This window comes from Streptomyces sp. NPDC107562, assembly GCF_055657325.1.
In genome coordinates, this window is record NZ_JBVKBE010000001.1 from 391,081 (window position 1) to 415,116 (window position 24,036).

Here is a 24,036-nt window from a genome sequence, read left to right on the forward strand (position 1 = left end):
TGGTGCCAGAGCCGTGCGGGTGCTGTGTGCGCCTGATGCTCAGTCAGATGTCGATGTCCTGTCAAGAGCTGTATCCGGTCACGGTCGTCCGCTCAGCGGACGTCCGGTACGGGTGAGGGCGTCGGGCGAGCCTCCGGGCCGGTCGAAACGGTTGTCGCCACGGACCCCCCGGGCGACGATGTCCCCAGCGAACCGCCCCGAGGGAGGTTGCGTTGACCGATCCCTGGGTGGCCCTGGAACCGGGGGCCGACCCTGCCGAGCGCGTACGGGTGCTGCACCGGGCCCACGAGACCTTCACCCGGGCCGGGACGGTGCCCCGGCCGGTGCGCCGTGTGGTCGCCGACTCCTGGCGCAGGTCGGCGCGTGCCGGTGTGCGCCCGGACGGCACCGCCGACATCGAACTGACCGACACCGACCTCGGCGTCCATCGCGCCGAGCATCCGCTGGCCCATGTGATGCCGCTCTTCCGGGAGTTGATGGGCACGTTCGCCTCCGACGGCCGGCACCTGCTCGCCGTGTGCGACGCGCACGGCAGGCTGCTCTGGGTCGAGGGCCACGCGTCCACGCTGCGACAGGCGGGGCGGATGAACTTCGTCCCCGGGGCCCGGTGGGCGGAGAGCGCGGTCGGAACGAACGCGCCCGGCACGGCCGTCGCCGTGAACCGCCCGGTACAGGTCTTCGCCGCCGAGCACTTCGCCCGGCGCGTGCAGCCCTGGACCTGTGCCGCCGCACCCGTGCACGATCCCCGCACGGGCCGCGTGCTGGGCGCCGTGGACATCACCGGCGGCGACGGCCTCGCGCACCCGCACAGCCTGGGATTCGTCCAGGCCGTGGCGCGGGCGGCGGAGTCCCAGCTCGCGCTGCTGACCCCCCGCCTGCCCGACGCCCGCGCACTCGAACTCGCCGCGCTCGGCCGCGACCGGGCGCTCCTGACAGCGCAGGGTCGCAGGATCCGGCTCAGCCGCCGGCACAGCGAGATCCTCGTCCTGCTCTCCCGCCACCCCGACGGCCTGACCGGCGACGAGCTGCTGTGCGCCCTGTACGAGGACGAGTCCGTCACGCCGGTGACGCTGCGCGCGGAACTGGCCCGGCTGCGCCAGGTGCTCGGCCCCGGACTGCTCGCCTCCCGCCCGTACCGGCTCACGGCCCCCGTCGCCTCGGACGTGGCCGTCGTGGAACGGCGGCTGGCGGCGGGCGCGCTCACCACGGCCCTGACCGCCTACGGGGGACCGCTGCTCCCGGCCTCCCAGGCACCGGAGGTCGTCCGGATCAGGCGCCGCCTCGCCGACGGGCTGCGCGCGGCACTGATGTCCTGCCGGGACCCCGACCTGCTGGCCGACTGGGCGCACGCGTCGTGGGGCGAGGACGACCTGGACGTGTGGCGTTCGCTGGCAACGGCCCGGCCGACGGCGGCGATCCGGGCCCGTCTGACCGCCCTGGAGTCGGAACTGGCGGCGCCGCCCGGCTGGGCAGGTGCCTGACGACGGTCCGAAGGACCCGGCCGACGGCGCGCGGACGCAACGTGGATGCAACGTCCGCCTTCCTACCCTCCGTCGCAGAGCTGCCCAACGGCGGGCAGCGCTGCTGAAGGAGGTCAGTTCCGCATGACCCGTTACGCGGCGCCCGGAAGCGAGGGCGCGATCGTCTCCTACCAGCCCCGCTACGACCACTTCATCGGTGGCGCGTACGTGCCCCCGGTCAAGGGGCAGTACTTCGAGAACCCCAGCCCGGTCAACGGCCAGCCGTTCACCGAGGTGGCACGCGGCACCGCGGAGGACGTCGAGGCGGCGCTCGACGCGGCGCACGCGGCCGCACCCGCCTGGGGGCGCAGGTCGGCGACCGAACGCTCCGACATCCTGCTGAAGATCGCCGATCGCATGGAGGCGCATCTGGAGCCCCTGGCGGTCGCGGAGAGCTGGGAGAACGGCAAGCCGGTACGGGAGACCCTCGCGGCCGACATCCCGCTGGCCATCGACCACTTCCGCTACTTCGCCGGCGCGGTGCGCGCCCAGGAGGGTTCCCTCAGCGAGGTCGACGACGACACGGTCGCCTACCACTTCCACGAGCCGCTGGGCGTCGTCGCCCAGATCATCCCGTGGAACTTCCCGATCCTCATGGCGACCTGGAAGCTCGCCCCCGCCCTGGCAGCCGGGAACGCCGTCGTCCTCAAGCCGGCCGAACAGACCCCGGTCTCCATCCACTACTGGCTGAGCCTGGTCGCCGACCTGCTCCCGCCGGGCGTGCTGAACATCGTCAACGGCTTCGGCCCCGAGGCCGGGAAGCCGCTCGCCTCCAGCCCTCGGGTGGCGAAGGTCGCCTTCACCGGCGAGACGTCCACGGGACGCCTGATCCTGCAGTACGCGGCGGAGAACCTGAAGCCGGTCACGCTGGAGCTCGGGGGCAAGTCGCCGAACATCTTCTTCGACGACGTGTGGGACAAGGACGACGCGCTGCGCGACAAGGCCCTCGAAGGGTTCACCATGTTCGCGCTGAACCAGGGCGAGGTGTGCACCTGCCCCTCACGCGGACTGATCCAGCGCGGCAACTACCCCGACTTCCTGGCCGCGGCCGTCGCCCGCACCGAGCTGATCAAGCCCGGGCACCCGCTCGACACCGACACGATGATCGGCGCCCAGGCCTCCAGCGAGCAGCTGGACAAGATCCTGTCCTACATCGACATCGGCAGGCAGGAGGGCGCCAAGATCCTCACGGGCGGCGAACGCGCCGACTACGACGGCGACCTGAAGGGCGGCTACTACGTGCGGCCCACGATCTTCGAGGGCGACAACCGCATGCGGGTCTTCCAGGAGGAGATCTTCGGCCCCGTCGTCTCGGTGGCGTCCTTCGACGACTTCGACGACGCCATCAAGATCGCCAACGACACGTCGTACGGCCTCGGCGCGGGCGTGTGGACCCGCGACATCAACATGGCCTACCGCGCCGGCCGCGCCATCCAGGCGGGCCGCGTCTGGACGAACTGCTACCACGCCTACCCCGCGCACGCGGCCTTCGGCGGCTACAAGCAGTCGGGGATCGGCCGTGAGACCCACAAGATGATGCTGGACCACTACCAGCAGACGAAGAACCTGCTGGTGTCCTACTCGCCCCAGAAGCTGGGCTTCTTCTAGCCCACCGCCGCCCTCAGGCGCGGGCACCCGGCCTCGGTCGGGTGCCCGTGGTGACGGGCGGTCCGGGGTGTGCCGTACACTTGTTCTTGAACTGGTCGCCCCAACTGGGGGCACCCGGTCGTGCGTTGGTGGTCCAAGGAAAGACGCCCCGCTTCCTGCGGGGAGATGCAGGTGCAAGGCCTGCCCGGCGCTCTGCAAAACGAGCCCGCCCCGGATCCGGGGCGGGCTCGTGTGCTGTCCGGCCCACGTCGACGCTGTGCACCGCCTTGTCGGCCGGAGTCGAGGGCGGGTCTCAGGTCGCGGTGAACGTGACGGGCAGGCGTACCGGGCCGCGCAGACCGCCGGGGCGCCAGGTCACTTCGGAGGGCGGCACCGCCAACGCCAGGTCCGGAAGACGGCGCAGGGCCGTGCCGATGGCGATCTGGCCCTCCAGACGGGCGAGCGGGGCACCCAGGCAGTAGTGGATGCCGTGTCCGAAGGCCAGATGACCGATGTCCTGCCGGGCCACGTCGAGGCGGTCCGGATCGGCGTAGCGCTCCGGATCGCGGTCGGCGACGGCGGACGCGATCAGCACGGTCGCACCGCGCGGGACGGGCACACCCGCGATCTCGGTGTCCTCCCGCGCGAACCGCGCGATCCCCGGGCTGACCGGCCCGTCGTAGCGCAGGAACTCCTCGATCGCGCCGGGCAGCAGGCCGGGGTCGTTCCGCAGCAGCTCCAGTTGGTCGGGGTGGGTGAGGAGCGCCACGACAGCGCCGCCGATCAGGTTGACCGTCGTGATGTAGCCCGCCACCAGCAGCAGGAACGTCATCGAGATCAGCTCGTCCTCGCTGAGCCGCTGCTGCTCGTCCCGGGCACTGGTCAGGGCGCTGAGGAGGTCGTCCTCGGGCCGCGCGCGCTTGGCGTCCAGCAGTTCCGTGAGGTACGCGCGCATCTTCTGCCACGCCTCGTTGACGACCACCGGGTCCGGCATCTGTTCCCCGCGCAGCAGCATGTCGTCGGTCCACCGCTGGAAGTCGTACTGGTCGTCCACCGGCACGCCGAGCAGCTCGCTGATCACGGTGACCGGCAGGGGCAGCGCGTACTCCGCGACGAACTCGGCCCGGCCCGCCGGCGCCATCTCGTCGAGCAGCCGGTCCGCGATCTCCTGGATCCGGGGCCGCAGCTCGGCGACCCGGCGCGCGGTGAAGGCCTTCGAGACCAGACGGCGCAGCCGGGTGTGGTCGGGCGGATCGGAGCGCAGCATGTTGCTCATCATCGACGCGCGCTCGAACTCGGGCAGCTGGTCCATCAGGCGGCGGTCCGACGCGTCTCGGACGTCGCTGCTCAGCCTCGGGTCGGACAGGGCCGCGAGCCCGTCCTCGTAGCGGGTGACCAACCAGGCCTCCACGCCCCCCGCGATGATCGCGCGGCGGACCGGTCCGTCCTCGCGCAGCTGTCGGTAGAGGGGGAAGGGATCGGCCACGAAGGCCGGGTCGGAGTAGGGGAGAAGGACCGGCTGCTGGCTCTGGCTCATCGTGCCTCCCGGGCACGCGGGCACTCGCGCGGTGAACACACGGAGCAACCCCGCGCGGCGACCCTGCGTGACGGTTTTGCTGCTACTTGTGGGTATGTATACCAGTGTGACGCATCAGTGGCGCGGACGAAGGGACGAGGCGCGATGGACACGAGCAACGGCCTGCGGGCGGGGGAGCGGACCACGTGCTGCGTGGTGGGTGGCGGACCCGCCGGAATGGTCCTCGCCCTGCTGCTCGCCCGCGCCGGGGTGGAGGTGACGGTTCTGGAGAAGCACGGCGACTTCCTGCGCGACTTCCGCGGCGACACCGTCCATCCGACCACTCTCGCACTCCTGGAGGAGCTCGGCCTCGGTGAACGGTTCGCCCGCCTGCCCCAGCGGCGGGTCACGACGGTCCAGCTGCCGCTCGGACCCGACGGGAGGCTGGTCACCGTCGGGAACATCGGCGCGCTGCGGCGCAGGTACAACTACATCGCGATGGTGCCCCAGTGGGACCTGCTCGACCTCCTCGCCGACGAGGCCGCGCGTGAGCCGTCCTTCACCCTGCGCATGCACACCGAGGCGACCTCCTTCCTCAAGGAACGCGGCCGGGTCACCGGCGTCTCCTACCGCACCTCCGACGGCCGCACCGGCGAACTGCGCGCGACCCTCACGGTGGCCTGCGACGGCCGCGGCTCGCTGGCCCGCGCGCTGCCCGAACTGGACCTGCGCACCTTCCGCTGCCCGATGGACGCCTGGTGGTTCCGGCTGCCCCGGCGCGAGGACGATCCGCGCGGACTCGTGGGCGGCGCCGGCGACCGGTTCCTCGTCGCCATGATCGACCGAGGGGAGTACTGGCAGTGCGCCGCGCTGATCCCCAAGGGCGGCGACGCACGACTGCGCGCCGAGGGCATCGACCGCTTCCGCGACTCCTACGGGGCGGCCGTCCCCTGGATCGCCGACCGCATGCACACCCTCACCTCGTGGGACGAGGTGAAACTGCTCGACGTACGGCTCGAACGGCTCGGGCGCTGGCACCGTCCGGGGCTGCTCTGCATCGGGGACGCGGCCCACGCCATGTCGCCGGTCTTCGGCATCGGCATCAACCTCGCCGTCCAGGACGCGGTGGCCGCCGCCCGCCACCTCGTCGGCCCGCTGAGCGGCGAGCCGTCCGCCCTTCCGGCCGCCGTGCGCCGTGTCCAGCGCCGCCGCTGGCTGACCACCGCCGTCACCCAGCGCCTCCAGCGCCTCGCCCACGCCAACGTCATCGAGCCGGTCCTGCAGGGCCGCCCGCCCTTCGGCGATCCGCGGCGCGCCGCACACATGGCGGAACTGATCACCACATCACGCCGGCTGAACCGCGTACCCGCCTACTTCCTCGCCTACGGCGCCCTGCGCGAACGGCCGCCGGCCGCGTCCGTGCGCCGGCGTGAGGCCGGCTGAGCGCGCCTCGCGCCTCACCACGCCGGCCGTGCGGGCCACGCGGCCCGGGCATACCGTGGGAGGACGGACAGGAGCGCGCACCGGGAGAGGTGACGCCGATGCCGGAAGAGCACGATGCCCGCCCGGACGTCACGGCGGAGCGGGCCATCGCCGACGAGCTTCGCTCCTCGTTCCAGGGTGAGGTGATCGACCGCGGGCATCCCGCCTACGACGAGGCGCGCACCGTCTGGAACGGCCTGATCGACCGCCACCCCGCCGTCGTCGCCCGCTGCCGCGGCACGGCGGACGTGGTTCATGCGGTGCGGGTCGCGCGGGAGCACCGGCCCGTCGTCAGCATCCGCGGCGGCGGCCACCAGGTGGCGGGCAGCGCCCTGTGCGACGACGGGCTGGTGATCGACCTGTCGCGGATGAAAGGCGTGCACGTCGACGCCGCGGCCCGCACGGCGCGCGCCCAGGCGGGCGTGACATGGGGCGAACTCGACCGCGAGACACAGGTGCACACCCTGGCCACGCCCGGCGGGGAGATCTCGGCGACCGGGATCGCGGGTCTCACCCTCGGCGGCGGCTTCGGGTTCGTGATGCGCACCTTCGGACTGAGCTGCGACAGCGTCCGCTCCCTGGAGATCGTCACCGCCGACGGCGTCGTGCGCACCGCGAGCCGCGAGCAGGAACCCGACCTGTACTGGGCGGCGCGCGGCGGTGGCCGGGGGATCGGCGTCGTGACGTCCTTCGAGTTCGGCCTGCACTCCCTCGGCCCCGACGTGGCGACGGCGGTGATGCTCCATCCGTACGAGCACGCCGAGGCGGTGGTGCGGGCCTGGCGGGACGCGACGTACTGCGCGCCCGGGACGGTCACGCCGGAACTGCTGCTGTGGAGCGTGCCCGCCGCCCCCGGGATCCCGACGGAACTGCACCGGGCGAAATGCGTCATCGTCGGTGCCGTCTACGGGGGCCCGCCCGGCGACGGCGCCGCCGCGGCGCTCGCGCCCCAGCGCGAACTGGGTCCGGTGCTCATGGACCTGAGCGCCACCGTGCCCTACGTCGCGTTGCAGTGCGCGAACACCTGGCGCTTTCCCGACGGCGAGCGGTACTTCATGAAGTCGCTCTTCATGGACGAGCTGACCGACGAGGCCGTCCGGACGCTGCTGGACTGGGACTCCCGGCGGCCGACACCGGAGAGCCTCGTCGTCGTGCGCACCCTCGGCGGCGCCGTGGCGGACGTGCCCGCCGACGACAGCGCGTTCGCGCACCGGTCGGCCCGCTTCAACGTGAGCATCGACGCGGGCTGGCAGGACCCGGCGATGGACGAGAGGGCGATCGCGTGGGCACGCGCGGCGTGGGACGCGATGAAGCCGTACTCCAGCGGCGGGACGTACCTCAATTTCGCGGGGCTCGGCGAGGACGCGAGCGAGCTGCCGGGCGCCGTCTTCGGCTCGCACGAGGGGCGGCTCCGGGGCATCCGCGCCGCGTACGACCCGGAGGGGCTGTTCGCGCCGGCGGCGCGGATGCCGTGAGCCTCAGCCGATACGGGCTCCCGCCCCGCCGACCCGGACCCGCGCGTCACCCGCGCGCAGCGTCACGGTGAGCTCGCCGGGGCGCCCCAGGTCCTCACCCTGGTGCAGGGTGAGGACGGCGTCCTCGGCGACCAGGCCCAGGTCGCGGGCGTAGGCGCCGAAGGCGGCGGCCGCGGCGCCGGTCGCCGGATCCTCGACGACGCCGCCGACGGGGAACGGGTCCCGGACGTGGAAGACGGTGGCCGATTCCCGCCACACCAGTTGGAGCGTGGTCAGGTCCAGGCGGTGCATCAGGGCTTCGAGGCGCGTGAAGTCGTAGGCGAGCGCGGCGAGACGGGCGCGCGTTGCGGCGGCGAGCACGAGGTGGCGGGCGCCCGCGAAGGCGATCCGGGGCGCAAAGGCGGGATCGAGGTCTTCGGCCGGCCAGCCGAGCGCCGCGAGGGCCTCCGCGAGGTCGGCGTCGGCGATCTCCTCGATGTGCGGCTCGACGCTGGTGAGCATGGCCCTGACCGTTCCGCCCTCCTCGGTCACCTCGACCGGTACGACGCCCGCGGGAGTCGCGAAGAGGAGTTCCCCCGGGCCCGTCCGCTCGGCGAGCGCGACAGCGGTCGCGATCGTGGCGTGCCCGCAGAACGGCACCTCGGCCTTGGGGCTGAAGTAGCGGATGCTGTACGCCCGCCCCTTTCGGCCGCCGAGGCCCGGCGGGGGCGCGGTCAGGAACGCCGACTCGGAGTACCCGAGGTCGGCGGCGACGGCCAGCATGTCGGCGTCGTCCATGCCGGCGGCGTCCAGGACGACGCCGGCGGGGTTCCCGCCCTCGGGCGAACGGGAGAAGGCGGTGTAGCGCAGCACCTCGGGCCGCGGCGAGTTCGTCGTCACGCTCGTCACAACGCGAGGCGGCGCGCCGCTGTTCCCGCGGCACGCGGCCCCCGAAGCAGGGGCCCCCTCCCGCCCGAAGGGGGCGGGAGGGGGCCGGGGAGACACGCGGCGGGACCGGGTGTCAGGGCTGCGCTGTCAGACGGAAACTCTGCGCCGCGGAGTTGTCGCAGGGCCGCTGCACCAACTGCACGCCGTTCGCCGAACTGCCCGGTGAACTGAGGCATTTGCCGCTGTGGCGCGCGACGAAGTGATAGCTGCCCGACGCCTCACGCACCGGCCGCCACTGCTGGTTCGCACCGCCGCTGTACGACCACAGCTGGAGCGGGGCGTTGTCGGCGGTGGAGACGTCGGTGACGTCCACGACCTGCTGCGGGTTGCCGCGGATCGCGATCCTGCTGTAGCCGCTGTCGGTGGAGCGGAACTGGAACTGCTGGGCCAGGGTGCCGTTGCAGGTGTACTGCTGGACGGCCGTGCCGTTGGCGGTGGCGGCCGCCCTGGCGTCGACACAGGTACCGTTCGCGCCGCCCGCGACCGAGTACCACGTCGTCTCGGAGATCGGGTCGGTCGGCGGGTCGGGGTCCTCGCCCGCGCCGCCGAGCCACTTGAGCCCGTCGATGAGGAAGCGGTTCTGGGTGGCACTGGCGAACGTCGAGGAGAGCCGTGTGTTGGTCTCGTAGTTCATGGCGTTGTGCCCGAAGTTCGCGTACAGCATCCGGTACTGGGTGTTCCTCCACAGGATCGGGTAGTAGCCGCTGTACCACGACTGGTTGGGGTCGGTGCCCAGCGGGAAGCTGGACGGGTCGACCGACGCGAGGATCTTGATGTCCGACCTGTTGCGCAGGTCGTTGGACCAGCTGTACCACTCGCTGACCGCCGAGGTGAACGTCGGCGGCAGCGCGGCCGTCGAGGGGTGCGTACGGTCCTCGGTGCGCAGCACCGCCGGGGTGGGACCCCAGGTGTTCGACCTGAAGTTCCCGCTGCCCAGGAAGGTGTTGTAGTACCAGGGCCAGGCCGCGGCGTTGGTGGTGAAGGCCGAGACGTGGAAGCCCAGCCAACCGCCGCCGGCTCGCATGTACCGTTCGAAACCTGCCCGTTGCGCCGCGGTCTGGGGCGCGTCGTCCAGGAACAGGACGACCTGGTAGGCGTCCACCCCGCCGTTGGCGAGGAGGTTCCAGTCGGTGGTGGCGGTGTAGGTGAAGTTGTTCTGGGCGGCGGCCTGCGGGAACCAGGCGTTGGCCTCCTTGACGAAGTCGATGTGCGCGGCGTCCCAGGTGCCGTTGTAGAAGGCGATCACCTTGAAGGCGGGCGCCTGGGGCGCGGCGGAGGCCGGGTTCCCGACGTGGGCCGGGGCGGTCAGCCCCAGCAGCACGGCCAGCAGTGTCAGCAGCCTGGCTGCGAGCCGCCTCACGGGTAGCTCACCAGGTTCGCGACGTTGGTGGACGAGTTGGACGGCCCGCCCCGGTCGTTGATGACGTGCCGGATGGTGCCGGTGCCACCCAGTGACACGGTCACCATGTTCTGGAAGCGGACGTTGGGGTTGTCGGGCACCTCGAAGGCCCGCTCCGCCGTCACGCTGGGGTTGACGTTGAAGAAGCAGTAGCTGCCGAGCCCGTACGCCTGGTGGCTGGTGACGGAGTCGGCGACCTTGTAGGCGGCGTAGCCCTGCGTGGAGCCGTTCATCCAGGCGGCCTGGTTGGGCGGGTCGTAGGGCATCTCGTTCTGGTAGAAGTACGTCCGCCCGCCGTTGCCGTTCCAGATCGTCTGGTGCTTCTGGTAGTGCTCGACGAACAGGCCGTACATCGTCACGTTGTCGCCGTTGACGATCAGTCCGGTGTCACCGGTGTTGCTGTTCCAGCCGATGCCGGTGCCGTGGTCGCCGCGCCAGATCCACATGTGGTCGCCGATGACGTTGTCGCTGTTGACGACGAGGCTGGTGGTCGCCTTGCCCACCGCGGCGCCGCCCACGCGGAAGTACACGTCGTGCAGGGAGGTGGGGTTGGCCGCGTGACCGGCCGAGGACCCGGACGGCCCGATCTCCACCAGGGTCTGGGAGTTGGCCGTGCCGGCGTCGAACAGGACACCCGCGATCTTGACACCGTCGACGTCGGCGACGGTCATCGCCGTGATGCCGTTGTCCGGGATGAAGGTGGCGAGCCCGAGGCCGAGGACCACGGTGTCGGGCCGGGTCACCCGCAGCGTCTGGTTCAGATGGTAGACCCCGGGCGTGACCAGCAGGTTCTTGCCCTCGGCGAGGGCGGCGTTGATCTGCGCGGCGGTGGCGCCGGGCTTGACGACGTAGAACTGGTCCATGCCGAGCGAGGTGCCGGCGGCGTTGCCGTTCGCCCACGTGGTGGCCGAGGAGTTCGTGCGCAGCGCGGGGACGAACACCCGGTAGGCGCCCGCGCCGTCGACGTACAGGAAGGGCTTCTCCCGCACCGTCGGGGTCTGGTTGACCGTGGTGTAGGGCGGGTTCGGGAACGTGTTGCCCGGCACGCCCTGGCTGCCGACGAAGACCATGTTCCAGTTGGAGCCGGTCCAGCTGCCGAGCTGGGAGTTGCGGGTCAGCCACTGCTGCTGGGTGCCGGAGCGGACCTGACCGTCGATCTTGGTGTCGGCCATGAAGCCGCCGCTGGACCAGCCGCCGTCGCTGAGCTCCAGGTTGCCGCGCACGTGCATACGCCGGTACGCGGAGGCCTGCGACACCGCCCAGCGGTCCGTGCCGCCGGTCGGGTTCACGGAGAGGTTCTCGGCGCCGCGCCAGAAGTTGTGCGTGGCGTTCTGCGGCGGGAACCAGTCCGCCTCCACGTGCACGGCACCGTTGATCGTCACCGAGTCGGGGGACTGGCCCAGCCCCAGGACCTGGGTGTAGAAGCCGACGTTGACGTCGTTGCTGTAGGCGCCCGGCTTGAACAGGACCGCGTAGCGCTGCGAGCCGAACTGGTTGGTCTCCTGCTGCCGGAAGATGGAGTCCAGCCGGCTCTGGATGGTCGACGACGGCATCGAGGGGTCGAAGACGGCCACGTTGGGACCGAGGTCGACATCGCCGGGCGCGGTGCTCACCGGCGTGACCTGGAAGCGCTGTGCCGCCGAGCCGTTGCAGGCGTACTGCACCAACTGCACGCCGTCGGCCGTCGAGGCGGACGGGACGTCCAGGCACTTGCCGCTGTGCCGGTTGACGAAGCGGTAGGCGCCGCCCCCCTCGTCGACGGCCTGCCACTGCTGGTTGTTGCCGCCGCCGTACGTCCACAGGTGGACGGCCGCGTTGTCGGCGGTGGACACGTTGCTCACGTCCACCACCTGCTGGGCGTCGTTACGGTTGCCGATGCGCACGTAGCCGTCGCTGGTCGGGGTGAAGCTCCACTGCTGCGCGGTGGTGCTGTTGCAGGCGTACTGCTGTACGGCCGTGCCGTTGACCGTCCCGGCCGCCCGGGCGTCCAGGCACTTGCCGCTGCCGGTGTTCACCACGGTCGCCCAGCTCGACGGCAGGGCGGCCACCGCCGCGGAGTCCGACGGCGCGTCGGCCTTCGTGGCGGCGGCCTGGGCCGGCTGGATCGCGGTGAGGACGGAGGCGGCGGTGGCGGCGACCGCGAGAACGGCGGTCCAGGGGCGACGGGCGCGGCTCATGGGAGAGCCGCCGGAGCGGCCACCGACGGGTGGTCGCGAGGAGCGAGGCATCGTGTCTACTTCCTGTGCCGCCGGGGCGGCTCGGGTGGGGGATGGGGGAGGCGAGCGGGGTGGGGCGTGCGGCGGCCGCCGCGCGGGCCGGCCGACGTGCGGCCGGCCCGCCTGCGGGCCGCTGTCGCTCGGTCAGCCGTTGTACTGGGCGAAGACGCGGGTGAAGTCCCACGGCTGCTGGGCGACGCCCGAGCAGGTGTCGGCGCCGCCACCGGTGCAGGGCCGGTCGCGGTTGACCGACCAGAAGGTCAGCCGGGCCAGGTGCCGCTGCTGGGCGTAGGCGAGGATCGTGCGGAAGTCGTTCACGGTCACCGTCTCGCTGTTGTCGGTGATGCCGTTCATCGAGGAGATGCCGGTGTGCCGGTAGGCCTGGTCGTCGCTGTACCCGTAGGCGTTCTTGACCGCCGTCTTGAGGCCCTCGGCGGCGCGGACGGTGAGCTGGCCCATGTTCTGGCCGGCGCCGCCGAAGTTGAACGGCATGATCGTCCAGCTGTCGACGGTCAATCCGGACGCGGCCGCCTTGCTGATCAGGCTGCTGTCGGGCCCGTTCTGCCCGGTGCCGAAGGTGACGTACACCTTGATGCCCGGGTTGTTGGCCTTGATCGTCTTCAGGGCGTCGACCGTGCGCTGCTGCACGACCGGGCTGTCGTACGCCGCGGCCTCGATGTCGATGTCGATCGCCTTGAGGCCGTAGGCGTTGATGACCTTCTGGTAGGCCGCGGCCAGCTCGCCCGCGCTGCCGCAGGAGCTCTCCAGCTTGTTGCCGCTCCAGCCGCCGAAGGACGGGATGACGTCGCCACCGGCGCTCCGGACGGTGTTGACGGTCTGCTGGTCGACCCCGCCGGTGAGGGGCCGGCTGCCGTCCCACTGCGGGTTGCAGTAGCCGTTGCTGAGGACGAAGGCGAGGGTGAACCACTTCACGCCGGTCGCGTTCATCACGGTCGTGGGGTTCGGCGGGCTGCCCCAGCCGTTGTAGAGGTAGGGGGCCACGGCCATCGCGCCGGGTCCGGGCGGGGGGTTGCCGCCGCCGGTGGGCGCGGTCCACTTCTGGTTGGCGGCGCCGGTACAGGTCCAGATCTGCAACCGGGTGCCGTTGGCGGAGCTGCTGCCGGTCGCGTCCAGACACTTGTCGGCCTGCGGATTCACGATGTCGCGGGCGGCGGTGACCGTCCACCGCTGGGCCGCGCTGCCGTTGCAGTCCCACAGCTGGATCCGGGTGCCGTTGACGGTGCCGGCCGAGGCCACGTCCAGGCACTTGCCGAGGGCGCGGATCGTGCCGTCGTCGCCGACGGTCCACTGCTGGGCGGTGGTGCCGTTGCAGTCGTAGAGCTGTACGGCGGTGCCGTTGGTCGTCGCGGCGCCCGCGACGTCCACGCACTTGCCGCCGAGTCCGGTGATCTGCCCGGTGGCCGCGGCGGCTGCGGCACCCGCCGGGGAGGAGTTCAGACTCGCCAGGAGGGCGGCTACGACCGCCGTACCGAGCCCGGCGCGCCCCGCGTGGCCGCGGAGGAGTGTCGTGGTCATGCGTCACTGTCCTGTTCTGCCGTCGTCCCGGCCGGACGGGTCCCGCGGCCCCCACCGCACGGCCGATCCGGTCACGGTCCGGCGAGACGGCCGGCAGGCGCCATCAGGATGGCGTGTCTATGACAGGCGGGGTGATGTGGGGGCTGGGGGATCGCGTGGACGGCCGCGACGGTGGGGGAGGGGGGAGTCAGACGGACTGCTTACTTCACACCGTGATTTAAGAAGTGACCGAAAACTCCTGTCAAGGGCTTGGTACAGTCCAATTCGCGAACACGGCCCACGAGTTGGGCGGATGGCCCACGAATCGGGCGGAGGGCCCGCGCGGCGGCGCGGGGCCCTCCCGGTCTACGGTGTCACGGTGATGTTGGTCAGCCCCCTGCCGCCCGTGACGGTGTTGCTGCTGTACACCGTCGTGCGGCAACTGGAGCTGTTGTTGGTGACGTTGACGGCCAGCCGGGTGGAGCCGCTCGCTCCCGTGAGCGTGGAGCGGTTGCCGCGGAACACCGTGCCGCAGCCCCAGCCGGACTGCTGGGTATGGGTCTGGTAGCCGTCGTTCGTGGTGTTCCTGCCGGTGTTGTTCTCGACGAGGACGTTGTTGCCCTTCACGTCCACCCACGAGTCGTCGTAGTTCGCGCCGGTGAGACCGCCGCCGTCGAAGGTGTTGCCCACGATGCGCGCGCCGGTGGTGCCCTCCTTGATGTCGATGTTCTCGCCGCCGACGTCGGGCCCGATCGTGTTGCCGAGGATCTGTATGTTGTCGCTCCGGTCGGACAGGGTGTTCGCCGAGCCGACGTAGACGCCCTCGCCCATTCCCCGGCCGTCGTTGCCGGTGTCGTGGATCCTGGAGTTCCTGATCACTCCGTCGGTGCTGGAGTTGCGGAAGTGGACCCCCTCCATGTCGAGGTCGTGCACGGTGACCCCGTCCACGACGACCCCACGGGCGGAGTCGATCATGATGCCCTTCTGGCCGCCTCGCACGGTCAGCCCGCTGACGGTCCAGTAGGAGGCGCCGTTCAGGTGCAGGCCGTATCCGCCGCTCGCGGTCAGGACGGCGCGGGACGAGCCGGTGAGGGTGATCCGCGCGCCCGAACTCGCGGCCCTGGTCGCCTTGAAGTTGCCGGTGTAGGTGCCGTCGGCCAGCCGGATGGTGTCACCCGGAGCGGCGGCGGTGAGGGCCGACTTGAGCTGGGCCGCGGTGGAGACGTCGATGGTCGCCGCGGGGACGGCGCCACGGGCCTCGGCCGGCGTCACCGCCAGGCCGCCGCCGGTGGCGACGGCCGCGGTGATCAGTACGGTCAACAGCGCGCGCGGGGAGTGCATCTGCATGGCGGTGCCTTTCCGGTGGGGGAGTGATACGCAAAGGCGGTGCTGGTGGGGGCGCCGGTCCTCGGGCCGGCCCGGTGAGCGGGCGGCGGGACCGTGGGTCAGCCGGCTATCGAGTCGAGCTGCTCCGCGGCCGGCCGCAGAAGCCAGAGGTCTCCTCGGGGCGGCGGCTCCAGCAGCGGAACGGCCTCGGCGGCCGCCCGGTCACCCGCGTCCGCCGCCGCGCGGACGACGTCGCTCGCCGCGAAACGGTGGAACTCCAGTTCCGGATAAGGCCAGTCGGCCGCGCCGGTCGCGGCCGGGAGCAGGTAGCGCACGGCCCCGGCCAGACTCTGGCCGTCCGGGCCACGGTGGACCCACAGGTCCACGCCGACATGGCGACCGATCGCGGCGAGGCGGGTGTGTGCGACGAGGGTGAAGGTGGAGTAGTGCCAGCTTCTGGTGCGGGCCAGTTCCTGCGGCTGGCTGCCGTCGCCCGCGATCTGGGTGTCGATCCGCCTGCCGGCGGCCTCCCGTACCGTTCTGCGGGCCAGTTCCTGGTCGCCGGTCGCGTAGGCGAGGGCGGCCACCAGCATGTCGTGGAAGGTGCCGTGGTTGTTGGTGGCCGCGGCCTCCTGCTTGCCGAAGGGGCTGGTGGTCAGCCAGGTCAGAAAGTCGGTGTTCCATCGCCGCATGCCGGCCCGGTCGCCACCGGTCCAGCCGGGTGCGCCGGTGTCGAGGATCGCGAGGGCGTCGACCACGCTCGTGTACGACTGCGAGAAGTCGATGATGCCGATCGCCCTGCCGTCGTACTTGCAGGGGATGAACTGGGCGTGCTCGAGGTGGGGGTTCATGCGGGTGGCCGGGTCCAGGAACCAGGTGCGCAGGATCTGCGTGGCCTTCTCGGCGTACTGGCGACGTCCGGTGTAGTACCAGGCGAGCGACAGCTCGTAGGTCGCGTCGAAGACCTTCTCCACGTCCTGGCGGTCGGTGCCCGAGTCGACCTCGGGGTTGCGTTCCCCGTCGCGCTGGACGTAGGGGCAGCCCCAGGGGTTCTCGGCGGACGGCGGTTGCGTGGGCCACCAGTAGGGGGCCTGGCTGAGGTAGTCGTGCACGTCGCCGCTCGGCGCGGGGCGGGGTTTGTCCACGACCGTCCAGGGCCCCTGGTCCAGCCAGTCGTCGGCGCGACGCGTCAACTGAGCCACCGCGCGGCGGAGTTCGGGACTGCCGCGCTGCAGCTCGACCTTGGCCTGCCGGAGCCGGGCGCCGTCGAGGACCGCGGTTCTGGGCGTCTTCGGCGCCGCCTGTGCGTGCGCCGCCGGGACGACCGCGGCGACGAGCGCGGCGATCATGAGCAGGACGAGAGTCGTCGGAGATCTTCTACGCACACCCTCTCCATTCAGCTATGTGAACAGAATTCACGTGGAAGGTCGGGTGAGCGTAGGGTCGACGGGGCGTGGAGGCAAGAGGTCGTGCGCAAGCGGACCCTGGTCACCCGCGCGCACAGTCCTCGACCAGGGCGGTCGTGTATGTGAACACGCCTTCCGCCCCGCGGCCGAGTGCCGCGAGGGCGGGGCGGTGGCGACGAGGGTGTCTCCTACCCCTGCGGGATCACGACGCGACGCGCGCCGATGTGGACGCGGTCCCCGGGGCCCGTGTCACTCGCCCTGTTCGGGGAGTTCGCCGGCGTCGGCGGTGGGCTCGGCCGACTCGGGCGTGGTGTAGAAGACGGACGAGCCCTGCTTGGTGCGCTGGGCCTGGTTCTTGGCCACGAGCCCTTCGAGCGTCGTGCGCACGACGGTGGTCTTGACGGTGCGTTCGGGGTGCTCCCCGGCCAGCGCGGTGGTGATCTCGGCTGCGGAGCGGGGTTCGCCCTGCGCCCCGAGATGCGCCCGCACGAGCTCGACGAGGGTGGGTGAGGTCGGCGACGCCGCCTCGGGCTCGGCGGCGCTCTTGCTGTCCGCTCGCTTGCGCGCGGCGGGCTTCTTCGCCTTCGGCTGCTTGGCCGCGGCCGAGGTGGCCCTCGTCTTCCTGGTCTTGCGGGGGGCGGGCACCGTCGCGGTGGCCTCGGCCGTGGAGGGCGCGGGGGCCGCGGTCGCCGTGGGAGCCGGGACGCCGAGTGCCTGCTGGATGTTGACCAGGACCGTGTGGTCGTGGCGCAGCGCGGTCAACTGCGCCTGGAGGGCCTCGATCTCACCGTGGAGACGGTCCTGTTCCTTCACGTTGCGATCGAGGTCGCCGGCCACCTGCGCGCTGTACTGCGAGGTCAACTCGGTGGTTTCGGCAGTGGTTTCGGACAAGGTCCTCACACCTTTCCTTTGTGTCATGGCCGTCGGGCGACAGGCCCGCGGCGTATGCGAAATCAAACGTGTGTGCATTTCTGCCTGGTGCCGTTGGGGCGATGGCAGTTACTCCCGCACATGGTCGTGCAGCAGTGATAGTACGGAAGATGTGTCTTGCCCACCTGCGAGACGAGTGCGGCACACGCCTCGCACGCACATCTCGTGAAACTAGACTTCACCGTCATGGGCACCACCTGGATCACACGCGCCGAGACCGCCGACGACATCCCCGCCGTCCGGGACATCAACCTCGCCGCGTTTCCCACCTCCGAGGAGGCGGACCTCGTCGACGCCCTGCGGGCCGACCCGGCCGCGTGGATCGACGGTCTCTCCCTGATCGCCGCGGGCGAGGACGGCCGGCCGGTGGGTCATGCCCTGCTGACCCGCTGTCACATCGACAGCACACCGGCGTTGTGCCTGGCCCCTTGTGCCGTACGGCCCGAGTGGCAGCGGGCGGGGGCCGGCAGCGCGGCCGTGCGCGCGGCCCTGGCGGCGGCAAGGTCACTGGGGGAGCGTCATGTGGTCGTCCTCGGACATCCGGCCTACTACCCCCGGTTCGGATTCACCCGTGCGTCCGGCCACGGCATCGGCCTGACCATCGACGTGCCGGACGAGGCGCTGATGGCGCTCGGCCTCGACGCGGACCATCCGCTCCCGAGCGGCACGGTCCACTACGCCGCGCCGTTCGGTATCTGACTCGCGCCCCAGTCGACACGTGAAGCACATAGTCATATGGGCGTATTAGTAGATCAATTGATTGACTCCCCTCTTCTTTTGATCGAATGCGAATCTCCGCCCATTTCCGGCAGTTGATACTTTAAGCTTCCCAGTGTCACGCCAGGGAGCGCGCTGGGGGCGCGCGTCACAGGGGGAGCTGGTTGTTGTGCGCCGTCGATCGTTCTTTGCGGCATGGTGGGGCTGCCTCGTGTTCCTTCTCGCGTCGATGTCGGCCACAGCACCGGCGCACGCCGCCGACCCGGCCGTCCCGTACGTCGAACTGACACCGGAAACAGGGGAATTGGTGCCCGGTGGTGAACCGCTGAGCGTCGACGCGCTGTTCCACAACACGCTGGACACCGATATTACGGAAAGCTTCATCGTCGCTGTGGGCGTCCGGCTCGCGCCCCCCGCCACACCACTGACGGCCGATCAGATCACCGTCGAGTGGTTCGACGCGACGGCGTCCGTGTGGCGGGCGGTGGAACTGACGCCGGGCGAGACCGCACTCTCCGGTTACCTCAGCACGGACGACGGACTGCCGTCCGTGGGGACGCTCCCGGCCGGCCGGACCATGCGGATCGGCCTGCGCGTCTCGCTGGCCGGCGAGGTGCCGACCGCGACCACGCTCCAGTTCGTCACCCAGGGCCTCATCCAGCCCGTCCCGCAGGTCGACCCGGTGGTCCTCATGGACGGCAAGGCGTCCTACTCGGTCGTGCCGGAAACGACGCCGACCGCGTCGCCCACCGCCTCGCCCACCGGCTCGGGCAGCGCGTCACCGACCGCTTCGGCGACGCCCGGTGACAGCGCCTCCCCCTCGGTTCCGGCCTCCGCCTCCGCCGAGCCGTCGCCGTCCTCGTCCTCGTCCCTCTCGCCCGTCGTACCGGCTCCGTCCGCGCTGTCGGGCGGCGCAGGGGACCAGCTCGCGGAGAGCGGTACGCCAGGACTGGCCGTCGTCACCGGCGCCGCGGCCCTCGTGGCCGCCGGTGCGGTGGCACTCGTCGCGATCCGACGGCCGCGCCGCACCTGACGATCAGGGCCGACCCGGGCGCCGAGTGTCCTCGCGCCCACGACACCTCACGTCTCCATCTCTGCACGCCTTACGGGAGGTACTCATGCAGCAGCGCACAGGCCAGGACGTCCTGCGCGACGTGGTCGGCAGCCTCGCACCGGGCGAGCTGGAGAAACTCGACGCGACCTGCCGGGCGTACGCCGCCAGGCCGTATCCGCCGCAGCCCCTGCACCGGTCGGCGGGGGACCCCCTGGGCATCGGCGTCGAGACGGCGGTACTGCTGCCGGTGCTGGTGGCGGTGGTCTCGCAGATACTCGCCGACCTCGCCTCCGGGCACATCCGGGCGGGCGGCACCCGGATCACCCGGTGGTGGCGCCGACGGCAGAACCGCGAGGCGGCCGAGGGGCGGCGCGCGGCGCTGACCTCTCCCGTCCCGGAGCTGTCCGACGTCACCAGGCAGGAATTGACCGACTGGGCCCTGGTCCAGGGCCGTGCCGCGGGCCTGTCGGCCGCCGAGGCGGACGAGTGCGCCCGGATCGTCGTCATGGCCGTGGTGGTCAGGTCGACCACGCCGTCCCCGTCGCCGTCACCGTCGCCGGGCGGTGCGGCTTCCGGCACGGCGGCGTCGGACACCTCCGGGCGCCGGGGACCCGTGGGTGACGACCCCGGGGCCGCTCAGGCACCGGCGATCACGCCACCGTCGTGACCACCGCGCCCGACGCCGTCCGGCCCGCCGAGGACCCCCGCGACGTCGCTCGTGCGCTCGTCTCCAGTCCGTTGCCGCTGCCCACCACCACCAGCCTGGTGCTGCTGGGCCTGGTCGCCTGCGCCGGAGCCTCGTTCACCATGTGGTGGTGGCTCGTGCTGGGCCGCGGCAACTGGCCGGATGCCCATGTCGGCTGTCTGCCGACCGTGCCGACCGTCCCGGCCGCGCCCGACGCGGTGCTCGACCGGTTCACCGGCTGTGTGTACGACGTCCGGCTGGCCCAGTCGGCGCTGGTGCTGTGCGGACCGCTCGCGCTCCTGTCCCTCGCCCTGCTCTGGCGGGCCGTCGGACGCCGGCTGAGCCTGTGGTGGTGGCGTGCCGCGCGCGACACCTCGGAACTGCGCACGCTCCTGAACGGCGTCGTTCCCGACGGAGCCGTCCGGCCGACCCTGTGGGTGCGCGGTCGGCGCGTCGGGGTCCGGGCCCGCGCCTCGGGCACGCGCCGCGACCCGTGGATCGTGGCCGACTCGAACGTCTTCAACCTCCCCGACGACGTCACGGCGGCGATGTTCCGGCACGAACTGGCCCACCTGCGCCTGCGCGACGTGGGCCGGGTACGGCTGGCCACCGCGGCGTGGTGGATCCTGCTCATCGGCTGCACCGTGCCGGTGGGCGTCGCCCTGGTGCTGGAGCCCCGAGTGCTCGGCGCCGGACTGCTGGTGCGGATGGCGCTCGTCCTGGTGATCGTCGGGCTCAGCCTCGGCGCGGTGCTGCGGGCCCGGGAGCACGACGCGGATCTCTGCGCGGACGCGGATCCGCGCGCGCCGCGCGGCGCCGCCGCCGGCCACATCGGCTCCGGCACCCCGCCGACCCGTCGCGAACGCCTGCTGGCACGGCTGGGACTCGCCAGTCATCCCGCCCCCGCGAGCCGTCTGGACGCCCTCGCGGATCCGGCGCGGACCTGGGGACTCTCACCCTTCGCGTGCCTGGCCACGGGCCTCGCCGCGGGCCTGGTGCTCACCGACCTCGCCCTGCTGGTCGGCGCGCTCAGCCCGACGCGGACCCAGCTCGCGTACACGGTGGCGGCGGCGCTGACGGGCTGGGCCGTGGCCGGTGTGGTGACCGTGGCGTGGTGGCGGGCCGTCGCGGTCGGGAACCGCGATGCCACCGGATGGCGTCCGGCGGCGGCCGGAGCCGCCCTCGGGTTCGGTGTGCTCGCCGGCAGCCAGCTGTCCGGGCGGGCGGCCGGCGAGTGGGTGCGGGACACCTGGACCGCCGAAGGGCTGGCGACGGCACTCTCCCTGACGGACGTACCCCTCTCGCAGGCGGCGGCGTTGGCGGTGGCGCTGGTGGCCGGCGGGGCCCTGTTCGCCGTATGGACGACGTCCCTCGCCAGGTCCGCGGGGGCCGCGGTGTCCGGGCCGCGCTCCGCACCCGCCTGTGCGGCGGCCGTGGTCCTCAGCGGGCTCCTGACGGCCGTACCGCTGGGCAGCTGGTTCCTGTTCGCCCGGCTGACCGCCGCCCGCCAGGAACAGGGCATCCGGTGGAGCGTGATCGACACACCCTGGTGGGTGGCGGGAGTGGCGCTGACCGTCGTGGGCGCCCTGGTCCCCCTGGCCGCGGCGCGCGTCGGCGCGCGGGCCGCCGTGCCGGGCGCACCGGTCGCACGACGGCCGTGGCCCCCGGTGGCGCTCCTGGTCGCCACGGCCGTGGTGGCCGCGGGAGCCGTATGGGCCACGATCGGCGGCGAGTTCGCCCTGAGGGCGGCGCCCGCGGCCGCCGCGACGCGCGAACCCTCCACCGCTCCTGCGAAGGCCCCCACCGCCCCCTCGGGCGCCGGCGACGAGACGGTGCCCCTCGATCAACTCCCCGCGCTCCCGCCCTCGCAGGAGCGCACTCCCGGGATGCGGGCCGATCCGGCGCTCGTCTGCCGGGCGCTGACCCTCGGCGGGACCGCCGTCTGGAACGACCCGACGGCGCGGCGCGAGACGGCCCAACTGCTGGCCGGCGTCGACGACATCGTGCTGCGGTCCGCCTCGGCGGTGCTGCGGCGCGACCCGTACGGCCCCGTCGACCGCGACGCGCTGATCGCCTCTCTGCTCCGCTGCGACCTCTACTTCCGCTACCACCGCTGAGCCACGCCCCGGCGCACCGAACAGGCCCACAGGAGGCACGTGTGAACAGGACTTCCGCCGCGGCGAACAGCCCCGCCACCCGTCGTCGGCTCGCCGTGGCTTCGGTCGTGGCGGCGCTGCTGGCGGCCGCCCTCACCGCGTGCGGCACCGAGCGCGGCGACCATGCGGACACCGTCGTGCCGACGGAGTCCTCGCTCGCCGTTCCGTCGAGGACGGCCGTCTCTCCCACGGGTTCGCACTCCGCGTCCCCCGAGGCGTCGTCCGGCTCGCCGTCGCGCTCCCGGACCCCGGGGGTTTCCGGCACGGGGGAGGGCGAGGGGCGCACCGCCGGCTCGGGGGGTGGGCGTGGGGGTGCGGGCGGGTCCGGCGGGTCGGGCGGTACCGGTGGGGGTGGTGGTTCAGGTGGCGGGTCCGGCGGCGGTTCAGGCGGCGGGTCCGGCGGTCATGGTGGATCCGGCGGGTCCGGCGGGTCCGGTGGGTCCGGTGGGTCCGGCGGCACCGGGGGGTCGGTCGGCGATCCCACCTCGCCCGCGCCCGCCGGCCCGCCCGCCTCCGGCACCCTCTCCGCGGCGCTCCTGACGACGGCTCAACTGCCCTCCGGATACGTCAAGACCGTGCTGCGGAACGATCCCCCCACCCGCTCCGACCGCCCCGAGTGCGTCTCCACGCTCAACGCCCTGGAGTCCTACCGCAGCACCCGTCCGGGCGCGGTGGAGGCGCGGGTGACCTTCGCCCAGAGCCAGAGCGGACCGTTCTTGCAGGAGGTTCTGCGCTGGCTGCCGGGTTCGGGAGCACGGCAGGAGCTCCAGCAGGCGGCGAACGTGCTGTCCGGCTGCGGTGGGTTCAGCATCGGCTGGAACGACGGGATGACCGGTACGGAGAGGGTGGTGGCGCACGGCTCGGCGGGCATCGGCGACGCGTCGTGGCACGCCACGGTCACCGTCACCGCGGAGACGTTCACCGTGCAGGAGACCCTGGTGCTGGTGGTCGTGGGGAAGACGCTGGTCGTCCTCAGCGAGGCGGGCAGTCCCGGGGCGCCGTCCCGTTCCCGGACCCTGGGCCTGGCGCGGGCCGCGGCGGCACGTGTGCCCTGACGCGTCTCGCTCGCACGCCCCGGGCCACGGTGGCAGCCGCGTCAGACGTGCGTGAGGAGGCGTTCCAGCGGCCGGGGAACGTGCGCGAGGTCCAGGTGCGCGACCAGGGCCCGCGCGTAGAGCGCCTTGCGACCGCTGTGCGTGCCCATGAAGCGCCGCAGCTGGTGCTCCACGGGCCGGTCCCGCTGGGCGGGCTGGCCCTGGAAGGTGCGGAAGGGACGCGTCTCGCCCTGCTCCTCGATCACCCGCTGCACGCACGCGGCCCCCAGCGCGCGGATCAGCTCGTCCTCCAGGTCGGCGACGCACACGTGGAAACCGAGGGTCTCCAGATCGTCCTGGGTGAGGGCGGAACCGAGCCCGACCCGCTCCAGGTGGCGCCGGAAGTGCCGTTCCTCGCCGATGTCGCACAGGCCCGCCAAGGGGAGGCCGAGTCCCGCGGGTCCGCATACGTCGAGGAAACGGCCGATGTTCGTCGCGCCTCCGAGCGGCACCACCGTGACGCCCTCCGCGCCGAGGTCGCGGCCGTGGCGCGTGGCCAGTGCCTCGAGGGCGACCTGGTCACTGCTGCCCTCGACGAGCACGATCGTCCGTACCCCGCGGGCGGCCAGCTCCCGTGCCGCCCCGGCGGCCGCGGCCGCTCCCGCGCCGCCGGCCGCCCACGCGACCAGCGCCCGGCCGAAGCGCCTCAACTCGTCCACGTGACCTCGCATTCCCCGCGCCATCCTGGCACGGCCGAGATCCCGTTCGCACGTGTGTTTTTCCGGCGTCCACGCGCGCGTCGGTGTCCAGGAGGGCGGGCCGGCGCCCCGCATGCGCGGGTGCCGCGCGGACCGCATGCTGGTGCCATGACCGTCGCACCGCCCGTGGTGATCTACCCGCCCGCCGAGGACGGGGGTCGACGGGTGCGCGTCGAGCGTCACTTCGTGGGCATGGCGTACGGGCTGCTGGACATCGTCGAGTTCCTGCGGCTGGCGGGGCTGGACGACGTCGACGACGACTGGGTACGGGGGTCCGGTCACGTCGAGTGGCGCGGTGGAGGCCCCGACGCGTGGGAGGGCTGAGGGCCGCCG

19 protein-coding genes are annotated in these 24,036 nt (G+C 72.3%); 10 read left to right on the forward strand and 9 right to left on the reverse strand.

The window, feature by feature from the left end; all coding sequences use genetic code 11:
- Nucleotides 1-212: 212 nt before the first annotated feature.
- Together ACZ7LV_RS01880 and exaC are read left to right on the forward strand one after the other, a co-directional pair.
- Entirely contained in the window at nucleotides 213-1,481 is a 1,269-nt protein-coding gene (locus ACZ7LV_RS01880; RefSeq protein WP_471934824.1) for a GAF domain-containing protein, read from the forward strand.
- A 123-nt stretch (nucleotides 1,482-1,604) separates the two neighbouring features.
- Nucleotides 1,605-3,128 carry an acetaldehyde dehydrogenase ExaC gene (exaC, locus tag ACZ7LV_RS01885; protein WP_471934825.1) on the forward strand — a complete coding sequence of 508 codons (1,524 nt, stop codon included), beginning with the start codon at nucleotides 1,605-1,607 and terminating at the stop codon, nucleotides 3,126-3,128.
- A 292-nt stretch (nucleotides 3,129-3,420) separates the two neighbouring features.
- Here the strand turns inward: exaC and ACZ7LV_RS01890 are convergent, their stop codons facing one another.
- Complete coding sequence (locus tag ACZ7LV_RS01890; protein ID WP_471934826.1) at nucleotides 3,421-4,644, reverse strand: cytochrome P450 family protein; 1,224 nt, start codon at nucleotides 4,642-4,644, stop codon at nucleotides 3,421-3,423.
- A gap of 144 nt (nucleotides 4,645-4,788) precedes the next feature.
- Here ACZ7LV_RS01890 and ACZ7LV_RS01895 point away from each other — a divergent pair, with 144 nt between their 5' ends.
- Nucleotides 4,789-6,066: an FAD-dependent oxidoreductase gene (locus ACZ7LV_RS01895; protein WP_471934827.1), complete on the forward strand. Its 1,278-nt coding sequence runs from the start codon at nucleotides 4,789-4,791 to the stop codon at nucleotides 6,064-6,066.
- Between the two features lie 98 nt (nucleotides 6,067-6,164).
- Entirely contained in the window at nucleotides 6,165-7,580 is a 1,416-nt protein-coding gene (locus ACZ7LV_RS01900) for an FAD-binding oxidoreductase (protein ID WP_471934828.1), read from the forward strand.
- Nucleotides 7,581-7,583: 3 nt separating this feature from the next.
- On the opposite strand, the gene ACZ7LV_RS01905 is transcribed toward ACZ7LV_RS01900, so the two are convergent.
- The 7 genes from ACZ7LV_RS01905 to ACZ7LV_RS01935 form a co-directional block, all read right to left on the reverse strand.
- Nucleotides 7,584-8,459: a PhzF family phenazine biosynthesis protein gene (locus tag ACZ7LV_RS01905; protein ID WP_471934829.1), complete on the reverse strand. Its 876-nt coding sequence runs from the start codon at nucleotides 8,457-8,459 to the stop codon at nucleotides 7,584-7,586.
- Nucleotides 8,460-8,580: 121 nt separating this feature from the next.
- Complete coding sequence (locus ACZ7LV_RS01910; RefSeq protein ID WP_471934830.1) at nucleotides 8,581-9,867, reverse strand: ThuA domain-containing protein; 1,287 nt, start codon at nucleotides 9,865-9,867, stop codon at nucleotides 8,581-8,583.
- Entirely contained in the window at nucleotides 9,864-12,083 is a 2,220-nt protein-coding gene (locus ACZ7LV_RS01915) for an RICIN domain-containing protein (RefSeq protein WP_471934831.1), read from the reverse strand. The genes ACZ7LV_RS01910 and ACZ7LV_RS01915 overlap by 4 nt, the downstream gene beginning before the upstream one ends.
- A gap of 183 nt (nucleotides 12,084-12,266) precedes the next feature.
- On the reverse strand, nucleotides 12,267-13,658 hold the full coding sequence (locus ACZ7LV_RS01920) for a ricin-type beta-trefoil lectin domain protein (protein ID WP_471934832.1): 1,392 nt from the start codon (nucleotides 13,656-13,658) through the stop codon (nucleotides 12,267-12,269).
- A 345-nt stretch (nucleotides 13,659-14,003) separates the two neighbouring features.
- On the reverse strand, nucleotides 14,004-14,984 hold the full coding sequence (locus tag ACZ7LV_RS01925) for a right-handed parallel beta-helix repeat-containing protein (RefSeq protein WP_471934833.1): 981 nt from the start codon (nucleotides 14,982-14,984) through the stop codon (nucleotides 14,004-14,006).
- Nucleotides 14,985-15,082: 98 nt separating this feature from the next.
- Nucleotides 15,083-16,312 carry an alginate lyase family protein gene (locus ACZ7LV_RS01930; protein WP_471936063.1) on the reverse strand — a complete coding sequence of 410 codons (1,230 nt, stop codon included), beginning with the start codon at nucleotides 16,310-16,312 and terminating at the stop codon, nucleotides 15,083-15,085.
- Between the two features lie 306 nt (nucleotides 16,313-16,618).
- Nucleotides 16,619-17,269 carry a hypothetical protein gene (locus ACZ7LV_RS01935; protein WP_471934834.1) on the reverse strand — a complete coding sequence of 217 codons (651 nt, stop codon included), beginning with the start codon at nucleotides 17,267-17,269 and terminating at the stop codon, nucleotides 16,619-16,621.
- A gap of 216 nt (nucleotides 17,270-17,485) precedes the next feature.
- Between ACZ7LV_RS01935 and ACZ7LV_RS01940 the strand changes: the two genes are divergently transcribed.
- From ACZ7LV_RS01940 to ACZ7LV_RS01960, 5 genes are all read left to right on the forward strand, one after another.
- Nucleotides 17,486-17,998 carry a GNAT family N-acetyltransferase gene (locus ACZ7LV_RS01940; RefSeq protein WP_471934835.1) on the forward strand — a complete coding sequence of 171 codons (513 nt, stop codon included), beginning with the start codon at nucleotides 17,486-17,488 and terminating at the stop codon, nucleotides 17,996-17,998.
- Nucleotides 17,999-18,245: 247 nt separating this feature from the next.
- Complete coding sequence (locus ACZ7LV_RS01945) at nucleotides 18,246-19,049, forward strand: hypothetical protein (RefSeq protein ID WP_471934836.1); 804 nt, start codon at nucleotides 18,246-18,248, stop codon at nucleotides 19,047-19,049.
- Nucleotides 19,050-19,134: 85 nt separating this feature from the next.
- A complete protein-coding gene (locus tag ACZ7LV_RS01950; RefSeq protein ID WP_471934837.1) occupies nucleotides 19,135-19,737 on the forward strand; it encodes a hypothetical protein in 603 nt (200 codons plus the stop codon).
- The gene (locus ACZ7LV_RS01955) at nucleotides 19,734-21,872 is read left to right on the forward strand and encodes a hypothetical protein (RefSeq protein WP_471934838.1); all 2,139 of its coding nucleotides are present in this window, start codon (nucleotides 19,734-19,736) and stop codon (nucleotides 21,870-21,872) included. The genes ACZ7LV_RS01950 and ACZ7LV_RS01955 overlap by 4 nt, the downstream gene beginning before the upstream one ends.
- Before the next feature lie 41 nt (nucleotides 21,873-21,913).
- The gene (locus ACZ7LV_RS01960; RefSeq protein ID WP_471934839.1) at nucleotides 21,914-22,966 is read left to right on the forward strand and encodes a hypothetical protein; all 1,053 of its coding nucleotides are present in this window, start codon (nucleotides 21,914-21,916) and stop codon (nucleotides 22,964-22,966) included.
- 41 nt (nucleotides 22,967-23,007) lie between these two features.
- Here ACZ7LV_RS01960 and ACZ7LV_RS01965 read toward each other — a convergent pair whose 3' ends face one another.
- On the reverse strand, nucleotides 23,008-23,664 hold the full coding sequence (locus ACZ7LV_RS01965) for a TOPRIM nucleotidyl transferase/hydrolase domain-containing protein (protein ID WP_471934840.1): 657 nt from the start codon (nucleotides 23,662-23,664) through the stop codon (nucleotides 23,008-23,010).
- Nucleotides 23,665-23,811: 147 nt separating this feature from the next.
- Here ACZ7LV_RS01965 and ACZ7LV_RS01970 point away from each other — a divergent pair, with 147 nt between their 5' ends.
- Complete coding sequence (locus tag ACZ7LV_RS01970) at nucleotides 23,812-24,027, forward strand: hypothetical protein (RefSeq protein ID WP_471934841.1); 216 nt, start codon at nucleotides 23,812-23,814, stop codon at nucleotides 24,025-24,027.
- Nucleotides 24,028-24,036 lie beyond the last annotated feature (9 nt).